Below are 13,309 nucleotides of genomic sequence, written 5' to 3'. Positions count from 1 at the left end.
GCGGATGGTGGCGAACCCCGGCCGGGGCGGAAGCTGATCTCGGCAGCCGGCGGGCACAGCGGCCGGGGCAACCGACGACGGTGTGAGCGGCTTTGAGCCGCCAGGACGAGGGAGTTCGCCATGTTCCGTTCATTCACCACTCCGCGCTCCGCAGCGGACCGCATGGGCCGGGCCGCCGGGACGGGCACGGGCGGCCGGGCGCCCCGCCGCCTCGTGCAGGGACTGGTCGCCACCGCTGCCGCCTTGGCGGCCACGGGGACCTGCCTGGCCACCACTGCCACCGCCACCACCGCCGGCCAGCAGGCCGCACCGGCCGCTCACTCGAAGACGGCGGCGAAGGACACGACGAGAGAGGCGAGCCTCACCGGCGCCGCGAAGATGTACCGCGAGGACGGACAGCGGGTCCACTTCTCCTTCGACGCGCACGGCTTCGGCCCCGAGGAGGCCGGCGGCACCTCGCGTGGCACCTTCCGCTTCAGCCACTTCACCGCCGACGGCAAGGAGGGCGCGCACTTCGAAGGCCGCATCGACTGCCTGATCACCGGCGGCCCGGTGGCCACCGCGACCGGTGTCATCACCCGCTCCGACCACCCCGACGGCCGCGTCGTCGGCAAGCGCGTCGGCTTCACCGTCTACGACAACGGCAGGCACGACCGACTCGGCTACAGCTGGGCCGGGAGCTCCATACCGGAGATGACGGTGCCCAAGTGCCTGAGCGCCGCCCCGTACGAGACCGTCGAGACCGGTGACTTCACGGTGCGGCATGTCATGCCGCCGGTGCCGACCGGTCGCTGACCACCCGACCGGGAAGGCGGCGCGGAAACGAGACCGCTCCTCCGGCCCGGGCCGGAGGAGCGGGAGCTTCACGGGGACGGGGCGCGTCTGGGGACTCGCGCCGTAGCGGTGCCGGTGGGGGGTGGCAGCGTGGACCGTGCTACCTGCGTCAGGCGTGCGCGCCCGCCGGGGGAGTGGTCGGGCAGACCACGCGGGTGGCGGGGGTGTAGAAGGTGCCGTCCTTGGCGGGCAGGCCGCCGGCGAACTCGTAGTAGATGTACGAGTAGAAGGCGACGTCGGGGTAGCCGCAGGAGGAGTCGGCAGCGATCTTGTAGGTCATCGTGACCTTACGGGTGGCGCCGGGGGCGATCGGCACGGAGTAGGAGGCGCCCTGGCCCGCGGTGCACGTCACTCCGGGGTCGGCAGTACAGGCGCCCCAGGTGTACTTGAGGCCGCTGGCCGTGGAGGTCTCCCACGTGGGCTGGAAGGACTGCCACACGAACCGCACGTCGGCGGTGCCGGTGTTGGTGAAGGTCATGGTCACGGTGACGTCCGAGCCGGGGGTGGCTTGCGTCTTGTCCACGGTGAAGGCGAGCGCCGGGGTGTCCGCTGCCGCGGCGGGGGAGGCGGTGCCGAGCCCGAGGATGGAGACGACGAGGGCGAGGAGGGCGGCCAGGCCGACCCTGCTGAATCTGCTCATTGTTCTGCGCATGACCAGGGAGCGTAAGGCGTGATCCGTCTTTTGGGGCCGTTAGGAGAGAACCTGTTTTTTCCACCGATAAGGTCTGGCCACGCCCCAAATGCAGTCCTGGCGGCCGGAATTGCGCGAAGCGGCCGGATCCGGGTGCCGGCGCGGTGCCCCCTGGCCGCCTCCGCCGGCCGCGGCGGCGTCCTTCGGCGGCTCGCTCACAAGGTTCGCGAAAGGCCGTAAGGCTTTGTGCAAGGGGGAAAGGCAGGTGGTCGGGCGGTGGCGGACATCGCATGGAAACGCGCTCGCTGACACGGCGCCCGGGGGCGAATTCCCAGGCAGGGCGCGGGCAAGCCCCTCCGGGCGGGACGCATGGGCCGGGCGTGCCGTGAGAGACGCGGCGGTTAGGGGGGACGAGCGAAGCGGCGCTGGCGGGCCTTCCGGCGGCGTCCGTGAGGCTTCGCCTACGGGCCGCGGCGGGGGCGGGCCGCTGCGGCCGTCTCGTGCCGGAGTGGCGGTGGCCGCGCTTCCGGTGTCCGGCCGGAGTCGCCGGGGCTGGCGTAAAGCCGCCGCACCGGAGGGAGGGGAGGGCGCGGTTCCGCGTCCAGGTTGGTAATGACGTCTAGTCAGGAGCTAGTCAGGAGGCTGCTGTGGCAGCAGGGTTGATGCGGTCTGCGCAGGGCGATGGCCCGTGCGCGGAGGGCCCGGTGCAGCCCGCTGTGCACCTCGGAGGGTGGCAGCCATTCCTTGCGCGGCTTGGCTACACAGGCGTAGTTGCTCAGTGGAGGGGCCGCCCGGTCGTCCATACGGATACAAGGAGTCGGTACGGGCAGCGAAAGGGCGCCGCCCGGGGAGGACGGCGCCCGGTGGGCGAGGTGTCAGTGCCCGATCTCCACGTCCTCCAGGATGCCCAGCGCGTCCGGCACCAGCACGGCCGCCGAGTAGTAGGCGCTTACCAGGTAGTTGATGACCGCCTGCTCGTTGATGCCCATGAAGCGGACCGACAGGCCGGGCTGGTACTCGTCGGGAATGCCCGTCTGGTGCAGGCCGACGACGCCCTGGTTCTCCTCGCCGACACGCATCGCGATGACGGAACTGGTCTGGTCGGGGTTGATCGGGATCTTGTTGCACGGCAGCAGCGGGATGCCGCGCCAGGCCCGTACCGCCGTACCGCCGATCTCCGCGCCGGTCGGGTAGATGCCGCGGGCGTTCCACTCCCGGCCGATCGCCGCGATGGTCCTCGGGTGCGCCAGCAGGAACTGCGTCTTGCGGCGACGCGAGATCAGTTCGTCCAGGTCGTCGGGGGTGGGCGGGCCGCTGCGGGTGTGGATGCGCTGCTTGAGGTCGGCGTTGTGCAGCAGGCCGAACTCGCGGTTGTTGACCATCTCGTGTTCCTGGCGCTCGCGCAGCGCCTCGATGGTCAGTCGCAACTGCTGGTCCAGCTGGTTCATCGGGTCGTTGTAGAGGTCGGCGACCCGGGTGTGGATCTTCAATACGGTCTGCGCGACGCTCAGTTCGTACTCCCGCGGCGCGAGCTCGTAGTCGACGAACGTGCCCGGCAGCGCGGGCTCGCCGACATGGCCCGAGGACACGTCGATGGCGGCCTCGCCGTGCTTGTTCTGCGGCGGGACCTGAGCCGTGCGGTAGCGCTCCAGGTGGTCCCGGAGCCCGGGGGTGCGGTCGGCCAGCTCCTCGTACTGCGCGCGGGGCAGCGACAGTACGGTCGCCCGGGTGACGGCGTGCACGGAGTGCTCCCAGGTCGCGTCCGGCGCCAGCAGCGCCGCCTCGCCCAGGTGGTCGCCGTCGGCGAGCACGCCGAGGACCATGTCGTCGCCGTACTTGCCGGTGCCGATACGGTTCAGCTTGCCGTGCGCGACGAGGATGACGCGGTCGGCCGGCCGCCCCCGTTCCACCAGTACGTCGCCGGGCGCGTACTCCTCCTGTACGAACCGGCCGGCCAGCGCCTCCAGCGCCGCCGGGTCGTCGAAGTCGCGCAGCGGCGGCAGTTCGCGCAGCTCGGCGGGGATAACCCGGACGTCGGAACCGGTGCTGGTGAACTCCACCCGGCCGTCACCGAGGGTGTGCGTCAGACGCCGGTTGACGCGGTACGTGCCGCCGGAGACCTGGGTCCACGGCAGTACGCGCAGCAGCCAGCGGGAGGAGATCCCCTGCATCTGCGGCGCGGTCTTGGTCGTGGTCGCCAGGTTGCGTGCCGCGGCGGTCGCCAGGCTGGTCCGTGCCTGGTCGGATTCCTGGGGGGCGCCGGGTCCGGGCGTCGGGTCCGCCGATGTGGTCATGGAGGTACTCACCTGTTCCTGTCGGTCGTGTCAGCGTGGTGTGATGCGGCGGCCGCGGCCGGGCCGCACAGCGCATGGCACCGGAATGCGGGGCGTTGGCGGGACCGCGAATATCGGGCGGAGTGCGCCGGAACGTGTCCCGTACGCCAATTCTCGGTAAAGGGTTTTTCAGCCGCTCTTCCATGGCGGCCGGAATGCGGTGGGTCAGTGGCCGATTTGCACGTCTTCCAGAATTCCCAGTGCGTCCGGCACGAGAACGGCGGTGGAGTAGTAAGCGCTGACGAGGTAGTTGGCGACCGCCTGGTCGTTGACCCCCATGAAACGGACCGAGAGGCCCGGCTCGTATTCGTCGGGGATTCCCGTCTGGTGCAGCCCGACGACGCCCTGCTTGTCCTCGCCGGTGCGCATCGCCATGAAGGAGGTGGTGCCGTCAGGACCGAGCGGGATCTTGTTGCACGGGAAGATGGGCACCCCGCGCCAGGAGGGCAGCGAGTGCCCCATCATGTCGACTGCCGTCGGGTACAGGCCGCGGGCGCTGCATTCGCGGCCGAAGGCGGCGATCGCCTTGGGGTGGGCGAGCAGGAAGCTCGGGTCCTTCCACACCGTCGCGAGGAGTTCGTCCAGGTCGTCGGGGGTGGGCGGGCCGCTGCGGGTACGGACGCGCTGCTTGAGGTCGGCGTTGTGCAGCAGGCCGAACTCGCGGTTGTTGACCATCTCGTGTTCCTGGCGCTCGCGCAGCGCCTGGATGGTCAGCCGCAACTGCTCCTCGACCTGGTTCATGGGATCGCTGTAGAGGTCGCCGACCCGGGTGTGGGCCCGCAGGACCGTTTGCGCGACGCTCAGTTCGTACTCGCGCGGCCGGAGCTCGTAGTCGACGAAGGTGCCCGGCACCGGCGGTTCGCCGTGGTGCCCCGAGGCGACCTCGATGGCGGACTCGCCGCTGGCGTTGTGGGGCGGCGCGGTGCTCGCGCCGGCCGCCGCGAGGTGGTCGCGCAGCCCCTGCGAGCGGTCGGTGATCTCCTGGGCCGCCTGCCGGGGCAGCTCCATGACCGTCACCCGCGTCACCGCGCGGTAGGTGTACTCCCAGGAGGCGGCGGCGTCGGTGAGCAGCCGGTCGCCGAGGTGGTCGCCCCCGGCGAGCGCCCCGAGCACCGTCTCGTCGCCGTACTTCCCGGCGCCGATCCGGTCGACCCGGCCGTGCGCGATCAGGACGAGGCGGTCGGCCGGCGTGCCCGCTTCGGCGATCACGTCGCCCGGCGCGTACTCGCGCTGCGCGAAGCGCTCGCCGAGCGCGCCGAGCACACCGGTGTCGGTGAAGTCGCGCAGCGCCGGCAGTTCGCGCAGCTCGTCGGGGATGACGGAGACGTCGGTGCCGGAGATGGCGAAATCGACGCGGCCGTCGCCGACCGTATAGGTCAGGCGGCGGTTGACGCGGTACGTACCGCCGGAGACCTGCACCCAGGGCAGCAGCCGCAGCAGCCAGCGCGAGGTGACGCCCTGCATCTGCGGCACGGTCTTGGTGGTGGTGGCCAGGTTGCGTGCCGCGGCCGTGGTGAGGCTGGAATTCTGCGGTTCGCCCCCGGGGGCGGGAATTGTCTCGTCCGTAACCGTCACGGCTGCGCCACCAATCTTGGGAAAGTTGAAAAGCGGACGGCGGGTGGGTCACGGACGTTCCGCGGGGCGAGGTCCGTGCCGCTCGCCGCACTGAACATAGTCGTGTCGTTTTATTCGGGGCAATCACTCAAAAGAGTGGCATAAAAAATAATTGAGATGGACAGGTTTAGTGGAATCCGTTGTTGGAAAGGGTGCCGGGGTGATTCGGCGGGAGCGGCGTCGTCCGGTGCGCGGCCGCATTAATACTTCGCGGTGACGGGCCGGGTTATGCACCGGAGAGCGGCCGGGTAACGGCAGGTGTCCGGGGCCGCCCTTTCAGCCGGTGGCGGTCGGCCGACTGGGGCCGAGCGGCCCGTACATCTCGGTGAACGCCATGTCGGCGTACCGGCCCAGGCTCGTCAGAAGCCCGGCGGACTGCTCCTGGGGCACGCCGCCCGCCGCCGTGTCGGCGTACTCCTCCAGCACCAGGTAGGCGCCGGGCTCGGGCAGCGTGAACCAGCGGCAGGCCGGGCTGCCGGGATCCGGCCCGGTCGCCTCGTGCAGTGCGGTGGCACTCCGCTCGGTGCCGTCCTGACGGCGGTCGCTGACGTCGAACCGGGCACGAACAAAGATGCTCATGCCCGGCACCCCATCACAACTCACGCGCCGGCGGTACGGCAGCGTCCGAATCCGTTATGCGGACCCGGTTTTCCGGCCACTGCCGGGTACCGCCGGCCCGCCCCGCCCCGCCCCGCCACCGGCCACCGCCGGGCCGCCCCGCCACCGCCCACCGCCGGACGCCCCACGGTCGGCCACCGCCAGCCCGCCCCACCGCCACCCACCGTAAGTCGCCGCCAGCCCGCCCCACCGCCCGGTTCGCCGCCGCGGTCAGGCACCCAGCAGCGGCCCGCCCTCCGCGAGTGTCCGTGCCAGCCGCTCCCGCGCGGTGGTGTCGCAGGGCACGGCCTCGTACTCGGCACCGCGCGCCGTCCCCCACCGCCGGGCAACCGCCGCCGGGTCCTCGCCCAGCAGCAGGCCCGCGGCCTGCGCCGCCGCGCCCAGAGCGACTAATTCACCGGCCTCGGGCACCACCACAGGCCGCCCTGACAAGCGACGTACGGTGTCCCGCCACGCGCGCCCGCGCGCTCCGCCGCCGATCAGGAACAGTGGCGCGTTGGCCGGTACGTCCTCGTCCACGATCCGGTCCAGCGCCTGGAGCAGCGCGAACGCCGCTCCGTCGTAGGCCGCTTGGAGCAACTGGCCGCGGGTGGTGTCGTGCCGCAGGCCGTGCAGCAGCCCGGACGCGTGCGGCAGGTCCGGCGTGCGCTCGCCGTCGAGGAAGGGCAGCACGACCGCCGTCCCGCCGGGCTCGACGTCCTCGCGTTCCAGCCCGAGCAGGGCGGCGATCCGGTCGACGGCGAGCGTGCAGTTCAGGGTGCAGGCCAGCGGCAGCCAGTCGCCGCGCGCGTCGGCGAACCCGGCGACCGTGCCCGACGGGTCGCCGGGCGGGCGCCGGGTGGACACCACGTAGACCGTGCCCGAGGTGCCCAGGCTCAGTACGGGCTGTCCTGGACGCAGCCCGAGCCCCAGCGCCGCCGCCATGTTGTCGCCGGTGCCGGCGGCGACCAACGCGCCGTGCGGCAGCGGCAGGTCACCGGTGCGTACGGTGCCCGCCGCCTCGCCGGGCAGCGCCACCCGCGGCAGCGCCTTCGGGTCCAGGCCGATGTGCCCGAGGATCTCCTCGTCGTAGGACTCGCCGGCCGGCGACCACCAGCCGGTCCCCGACGCGTCTCCGCGGTCGGTGACCGCCTCGCCGCTGAGGCGCTCGGTGAGGTAGTCGTGCGGCAGCCGTACGGCTGCGGTCGCGTCGGCCGCGGCGGGTTCGTTCTCGCGCAGCCAGGCCCACTTGGTCACGGTGAACGCGGGCAGCGGTACGCTCCCCACCCGCCGTGCCCACTCCTGCGGCCCGCCGAACTCGTCAAGCAGGCGCCGGTGCTGGGGCGCCGACCGCACGTCGTTCCAGAGCAGCGCCGGACGCACAGGCCGCCCTGACGCGTCGAGGGAGACCAGGCCGTGCTGCTGGCCCGCCACGGACACGGCCGCCGCCTGCCGTACGGCGTCACCGCACCGGTCCAGCGCCTCGCCCAGCGCGCGCCACCACTGCTCGGGGTCGCTCTCCTTGCCCGCGCTCCCCGAAGCCGCGCCGCCGGAAGCCGTACCGCCGGAAGCCGCGCCGCCGGAAGCCGTACCGCCCGAAGCCGTACTACTGAAAGCCGTACCGCCGGTGACGACGTGCGGGGCCTGGCCGCGGGCCACGACCTCGCCGGTCGCGGCGTCGACCACCAGCGCCTTGGTGGACTGCGTGGAGCTGTCCACGCCGACGACGAGTGGCCCCGTTGCCTGTGTGCCCATCGCGCTCTCCCTCCGGACCGCGGGGTGCGGCCTCGCGGGATGCCGGACGCCACGCCCGTCGAATGGCTTCCCCGGCGTGCTGCCGGAATATTAGTTTGGCGATTTGTAAAGCGCTATCACGTCGTAAAGCGCTGCCACGAATTGGCCGAGGGAGCCGCGATGCGCTATCAGCCCGTGCCCGAGGACAAGTTCAGTTTCGGTCTGTGGACGGTCGGCTGGCAGGGGCGTGACCCGTTCGGGGACGCCACCCGCCGCCCGCTGGACCCGGTCGAGTCCGTCCACCGGCTGGCGGAACTGGGCGCGTACGGCGTCACCTTCCACGACGACGACCTGATCCCCTTCGGCTCCGGTGACATCGCGCGCGAGGCGGCCGTCAAGCGTTTCCGCCAGGCGCTGGACGCCACCGGCCTGGCCGTTCCCATGGTCACGACCAACCTCTTCACCCACCCCGTCTTCAAGGACGGCGCGTTCACCGCCAACGACCGTGGCGTACGGCGCTACGCGCTGCGCAAGGCTCTCCGCAACATCGACCTGGCGGCCGAGCTGGGGGCGCGTACGTACGTGGCGTGGGGCGGGCGCGAGGGCGCGGAGTCCGGCGCGGTCAAGGACGTCCGCGCGGCGCTGGACCGGATGAAGGAGGCGTTCGACCTGCTCGGCCAGTATGTCGTCGAGCAGGGCTACGACCTGCGCTTCGCCATCGAGCCGAAGCCCAACGAGCCGCGCGGCGACATCCTGCTGCCCACCGTCGGCCACGCGCTCGCGTTCATCGAACGGCTGGAGCGGCCGGCGCTGTACGGCGTCAACCCCGAGGTCGGGCACGAGCAGATGGCCGGGCTCAACGTTCCGCACGGCATCGCCCAGGCCCTGTGGGCGGGCAAGCTCTTCCACATCGACCTCAACGGGCAGTCCGGCGTCAAGTACGACCAGGACCTGCGTTTCGGTGCCGGAGACCTGCGCGCCGCCTTCTGGCTGGTGGACCTGCTGGAGACAGCGGGCTACGAAGGCCCCCGGCACTTCGACTTCAAGCCGCCGCGCACCGAGGATCTGGACGGGGTGTGGGAATCGGCGGCCGGCTGCATGCGTACGTACCTGATTCTCAGGGAGAGCGCCGCGGCCTTCCGCGCCGACCCGGTGGTGCAGGAGGCGCTGCGGACATCCCGGCTGGACGAGCTGGCCCGGCCCACCGCGGCGGACGGGCTGGCCGGCCTGCTCGGCGACCGTACGGCGTACGAGTCCTTCGACGTCGCGGCGGCGGCCGCCCGCGGCATGGCGTTCGAACGGCTCGACCAGCTGGCCATGGACCATCTGCTGCGGGTGCGCTGACCGCCAGGGGCTGCCGGGTCAGGCGGACGCGGGGTGCTCCGCCGCGTGCACGCGGAGCAGGAAGGCGATCCAGCTCCGGTAGGGCTTCCACCGGTCGGCGATCCGGGCCAGCCGGGCCACGTCGCCGGGGGCCGGGAGGCCGAGCCCGTACGCGGCGGCGACGGCTTGGTGGACGCGGGGTTCGTGGCGGGGGAAGACGTCGGGGTGTCCCGCTCCGCGGATGAGGATCAGCTCGGCGGAGAAGGGCCCGATGCCGGGCAGGGCACGCAGGTCGGCGAGGGCGTAGTCGGTGGGCAGGGCGCGCAGGCGGGCCGCGTCGAGCTGTCCGTCGAGGGCTGCTTCGGCCAGCGTGTGCAAACGCTGGATCTTGATGTCGGTCAGGCCGGGCACGTGGGTGACGGCGCGCAGCGCGGCGGGGGTGGGGAACGCGTGCAGGGTCTGGCCCGCCACGTGAACGGGGAGCCCGTACCGGCGGGCGATGTGGGCCTTGACGGCCGCTGCCTGCGTCTTGCGGACGCGGTTGCCGATGACGGCCCAGGCGGCGGCTTCGTAGGGCGAGTGGAAGCACACCGGGCGCAGTCCCGGGTGGTCCGCCATGAGCCGGGCCGCCACCGGGTCCGCGGCCAGGGCCGGGAATCCGGTGCCGTCGACGTCGAGGGAGAGGATCCGGGCGAGCTGGGCGCGTACCGCCTCGTCGGCCGCGGGCCCGGAGGCCGCCGCCTGCCCCGGGGCGCCGGGGTGCACGGTGAATTCGGCCCGGACCGTGCCCGTGCCGCCGTCCGCCCCCGCCTCCTGCCGGACGGCCGCCGCGACGACGGATGCCGTGTCGTCGGCGGGGAAGGCCAGGCGCAGGATCCCGTCCGCCGCGCCGCGGTAGCTCGCGGGGGTGAAACTCTCCAGGAACCGGATGCCGGAGGCGAGCGAGAAGGGCCCGGCCGGGGCGAGGGAGACGGCGTTCACGGTCAGCCTCCGTGCGCGGTGAGCACGTAGCCCTCGGGGCCTTCGAAGGAGAACTTCGGCCCGAAGGGGCTGTCCTCGATCGGGGTGAGGACGGTGACCCCGGCGGCGGTGAGCCGGTCGTGGAGCTGGTGGGCGTCCGGGGTCGGGAACCAGAGCACCACGCCGAGGCCGGGCCGCGCGGTGCCGGAGAGGTCGACGCCCGGGAGGGGCTCGCGGACGGCGAACGCGACGGGCTTGGTGTCGAACACGACCGCGTGCGGCGGCGAGACCGCGGCCCGGCGCAGACCCAGGTGCTGCTCGCAGAATGCTGCCGCCGCGTCCAGGTCGCGGACTTGCAGGGCGATGAAGTCGGGTCCTTCGATGCTGGCAGACATGGGTCTTCCTCGTTCCTAGTGTCAGGATTTTGACATGCCTGACAGTAGGGTGCCGGGGTTCCTATGTCAAAGTACTGACATGTGAGGGGTGGGGCGCCGGCCGGTCCGCTCGGCCGGCGCACGGGTGGTCACGGCTCAGGAGGCCCCTCGTCCGCCGGGTCCGCCACCTCGCTCATCTCGGCGGCCGCCGGGTCGAGCACCCGGGCCAGGAACGTCCGCGTCCGCTCGTGCCGCGGCCGGCCCACCACCTGCTCGGGGGAGCCCTCCTCCACGATGACCCCGCCGTCCATGAACACCACCCGATCGGCGACCTCCCGCGCGAAACTCATCTCGTGGGTGACGACGAGCATCGTCATGCCCTCCTGGGCCAGCGAGCGCATCACCGCCAGCACGTCGCCGACCAGCTCCGGGTCGAGGGCCGAGGTCGGCTCGTCGAAGAGCATCAGCTCCGGGTCCATGGACAGCGCGCGGGCGATGGCCACCCGCTGCTGCTGGCCGCCCGAGAGCTGCGCCGGGTACGCGGACTCCTTGTCGCGCAGGCCGACCCGGTCGAGGTTGGCGCGGGCGATCCGCCCGGCCGCCGCCCGGTCGCGGCGCAGCACCCGACGCTGGGCGAGGGTCAGGTTCTCCAGCGCGGTCAGGTGCGGGAAGAGGTTGAAGGACTGGAAGACCATGCCGATACGGCGCCGTACCCGGTCGATGTCCACGTCCGGGTCGGTGACCTCGGTGCCCGCCACGGTGACCCGTCCGGCGGTCGGCTCCTCCAGCAGGTTCACACAGCGCAGCAGCGTCGACTTGCCGGACCCGGAAGGACCGATGACGCACACCACCTCGCCCCGCTCGACGGAGAAGTCGATGCCCTTGAGGACCTCCAGCGCGCCGAAGGACTTGTGCAGCCCCTCGACCTCGATCGCACGGCCGGCTGCCGCCGGCGCCCCCTCGGTGCCCACGGCACTCACCTGGCCTTCGCGGTACGGGCCTCCATCCGCCGGACCAGCTGGCCCAGGGGGAGGGTGATGACGAGGTAGAGCAGGCCGGCGATGAGGATCGGCGTCAGGCTCTTGTGTTCGTTCAGGGCGTCCCGCCCGAAGTTGGCCAGCTCGAACTGGCCGAGCGACAGGCCGAGCAGGTACACCAGGGAGGAGTCCTTGGTGAGCAGGATCAGCTCGTTGGTCAGCGGCGGCAGCACGATGCGGAACGCCTGCGGGATGACGACCGACCGCATCGCGCGGCCCTGCGACATGCCCAGCGAACGCGCCGCCTCCGTCTGCCCCTTGGGTACGGCCTGGATGCCGGCCCGGATCGTCTCCGCCATGTAGGCGGCGCCCACCAGGCCGAGCGAGAGCATCACGGTGATGTTCATGTCGAGCGCGACCTCGAAGGCGAGCGGCACGCCGAAGCCGAGCGCGATGAACACCAGCAGCGCCGGAACGCCGCGGAAGAACTCGATGTAGGTGACGGCGATCCAGCGGTACGGCGGCACCTGCGACAGCCGCATCAGGGCCAGCACCAGCCCCAGGCCCAGGCCGAAACCGAAGCCGAGCAGGGTGTACAGAACGGTGTTGACCAGCGCGGTGGTGATGATGTCGGGGAACAGCGCCTTGGCGACCGCCACGTCGAAGAAGGCGTGGCGCAGCGTTCCCCAGTCGGCGACCAGGGCGAGGACGAGCACGGCGGCGGCCAGTACGGCGTACTGGCCGCCCCGGATCAAGCGGGCGCGCCGGCGTCGGGACAGGGGCATCGGTGTGCGGCTCCTCTTGCTGGCTGCGGGGTCAGGGCGCTTCTGATGGCTCTCCGCGGCATCGCGACGCCCGGCACGCACCCTCGCCGCACGGCGCAAAGGGACAGGTGGCTCCGCCACATGACCCTTCACACCGCACTCCCCCAAGCTCTTCGGGCAGGGGGGACCCCCAGCGCACGCACCGAACGCCGCTCCGTCCTCCACGGAGACCCATCAGAAACGCCCTAGCCCTGCTGCGGCGCGGTGCCGAACCACTTCTTGTAGATCCGGTCGTAACTGCCGTCGGCCCTGGCCTTCTTCAGGACCTCGTTGATCTTCTTGCGCAGCGCGTCGTTGCCGGTGCGCACGCCGATCCCGTAGTGCTCGCCGGTGTCGAACTCGGCGGTCACCGCCGTGTCGGGGTTCTGCTTGACGTAGTCGAACAGCACGCCGTTGTCGTTGATGCCCGCGTCCACCTGCCCGGCCTTCACGGCGGTGAGCAGCAGCCCCAGGTCCTCGTACTCGACCAGTTCGACGCCCTGGCCGTGCTTCTTGGCGTACTCGGCTCCCGTGGTGGCCTTCTGGTAGCCCAGCTTCTTGCCCTTGAGGTCCTCGACCTTCTTGTAGGGCTTGCCCTTCTTGGTGATGAGTGCCTGGGTGGCGTTGAAGTACGGGTCGGAGAAGTCCATGACCTTCTCGCGCTGGGCGGTGATCGTCATGCCGGCGGCGGCCAGGTCGCACTTGCGGATGTTGAAGTCCTGGCCGGTCTCGATGCCTTCGAAGGGCGTGTTGACGATCTCCTGGGGCACCTTGAGCGCCTTGGCGACCAGGTCGACCAGGTCCACGTCGAAGCCGACGATCTTGCCTTCCTTCTTCACCTGGAAGGGCGCGTACGGCAGATGGGTGCAGGTCTTGAGGGTGCCGGGGGACACCAGCTGGATGCCCGAGGCCGACTCTCCGCCGGAACTCCCGCCGGCCTTCGTGCTCGTGCACCCCGCGGCGAGCAGGGCGGCGGCCGCCGCGAGGGCGGCCGTGGCGGACGTCGATGAGCGAACGGACACGGGTCCTCCGGGTCGGTATGCAGCTCAACACTCTCCGGGCGGAGATGAGTTGGCTGCATCCTGCCACCGGCCAGGGCCGCTGTCGCCGCCGCTCGGGTTGCGACCGG

General features: G+C 71.7%; 12 protein-coding genes. 2 read left to right on the top strand and 10 right to left on the bottom strand.

The genetic code is table 11. From position 1 onward, the window contains the following. Positions 1 to 120 precede the first annotated feature (120 nt). Positions 121 to 795 carry a hypothetical protein gene (locus ACH4OW_RS12055; RefSeq protein WP_398027050.1) on the top strand — a complete coding sequence of 225 codons (675 nt, stop codon included), beginning with the start codon at positions 121 to 123 and terminating at the stop codon, positions 793 to 795. 148 nt (positions 796 to 943) lie between these two features. Here ACH4OW_RS12055 and ACH4OW_RS12050 read toward each other — a convergent pair whose 3' ends face one another. From ACH4OW_RS12050 to xylB, 5 genes are all read right to left on the bottom strand, one after another. Then, positions 944 to 1,474 (bottom strand): hypothetical protein, encoded by a 531-nt coding sequence (locus tag ACH4OW_RS12050; RefSeq protein WP_360128430.1) that lies wholly within the window; start codon positions 1,472 to 1,474, stop codon positions 944 to 946. Positions 1,475 to 2,340: 866 nt separating this feature from the next. Beyond that, entirely contained in the window at positions 2,341 to 3,759 is a 1,419-nt protein-coding gene (locus ACH4OW_RS12045) for a family 2B encapsulin nanocompartment shell protein (protein ID WP_398027048.1), read from the bottom strand. Positions 3,760 to 3,963: 204 nt separating this feature from the next. Then, entirely contained in the window at positions 3,964 to 5,373 is a 1,410-nt protein-coding gene (locus ACH4OW_RS12040; protein WP_398027046.1) for a family 2B encapsulin nanocompartment shell protein, read from the bottom strand. 315 nt (positions 5,374 to 5,688) lie between these two features. After that, positions 5,689 to 5,991, bottom strand: a complete 303-nt coding sequence (locus tag ACH4OW_RS12035) for a hypothetical protein (protein WP_398027044.1) — start codon at positions 5,989 to 5,991, stop codon at positions 5,689 to 5,691. Between the two features lie 249 nt (positions 5,992 to 6,240). Beyond that, positions 6,241 to 7,764, bottom strand: coding sequence for a xylulokinase (xylB, locus tag ACH4OW_RS12030; protein WP_398027042.1), 1,524 nt, complete (start codon positions 7,762 to 7,764; stop codon positions 6,241 to 6,243). Positions 7,765 to 7,923: 159 nt separating this feature from the next. On the opposite strand from xylB, the gene xylA reads away from it, so the two are divergent. Next, the gene (gene xylA, locus ACH4OW_RS12025) at positions 7,924 to 9,087 is read left to right on the top strand and encodes a xylose isomerase (RefSeq protein WP_398027040.1); all 1,164 of its coding nucleotides are present in this window, start codon (positions 7,924 to 7,926) and stop codon (positions 9,085 to 9,087) included. Positions 9,088 to 9,105: 18 nt separating this feature from the next. Here xylA and ACH4OW_RS12020 read toward each other — a convergent pair whose 3' ends face one another. The 5 genes from ACH4OW_RS12020 to ACH4OW_RS12000 all read right to left on the bottom strand — a co-directional run bounded on the left by ACH4OW_RS12020 (position 9,106) and on the right by ACH4OW_RS12000 (position 13,202). Beyond that, entirely contained in the window at positions 9,106 to 10,047 is a 942-nt protein-coding gene (locus ACH4OW_RS12020; RefSeq protein ID WP_398027038.1) for a DNA-3-methyladenine glycosylase family protein, read from the bottom strand. Positions 10,048 to 10,049: 2 nt separating this feature from the next. Next, positions 10,050 to 10,421: a VOC family protein gene (locus ACH4OW_RS12015; RefSeq protein ID WP_360128449.1), complete on the bottom strand. Its 372-nt coding sequence runs from the start codon at positions 10,419 to 10,421 to the stop codon at positions 10,050 to 10,052. A 128-nt stretch (positions 10,422 to 10,549) separates the two neighbouring features. Beyond that, a complete protein-coding gene (locus tag ACH4OW_RS12010) occupies positions 10,550 to 11,371 on the bottom strand; it encodes an amino acid ABC transporter ATP-binding protein (protein ID WP_398027036.1) in 822 nt (273 codons plus the stop codon). A gap of 5 nt (positions 11,372 to 11,376) precedes the next feature. Further along, positions 11,377 to 12,162, bottom strand: coding sequence for an amino acid ABC transporter permease (locus ACH4OW_RS12005; protein WP_398027034.1), 786 nt, complete (start codon positions 12,160 to 12,162; stop codon positions 11,377 to 11,379). A gap of 224 nt (positions 12,163 to 12,386) precedes the next feature. Then, positions 12,387 to 13,202 (bottom strand): ABC transporter substrate-binding protein, encoded by an 816-nt coding sequence (locus ACH4OW_RS12000; protein WP_360128457.1) that lies wholly within the window; start codon positions 13,200 to 13,202, stop codon positions 12,387 to 12,389. Positions 13,203 to 13,309: the final 107 nt, after the last annotated feature.

Origin of the sequence: Streptomyces sp. NPDC017056 (assembly GCF_044332485.1) — a bacterium.
Taxonomy (GTDB): Bacteria; Actinomycetota; Actinomycetes; order Streptomycetales; family Streptomycetaceae; genus Streptomyces.
Note: the sequence above shows the minus strand (reverse complement) of the source record. Positions and strands in the feature narration are given on the sequence as shown.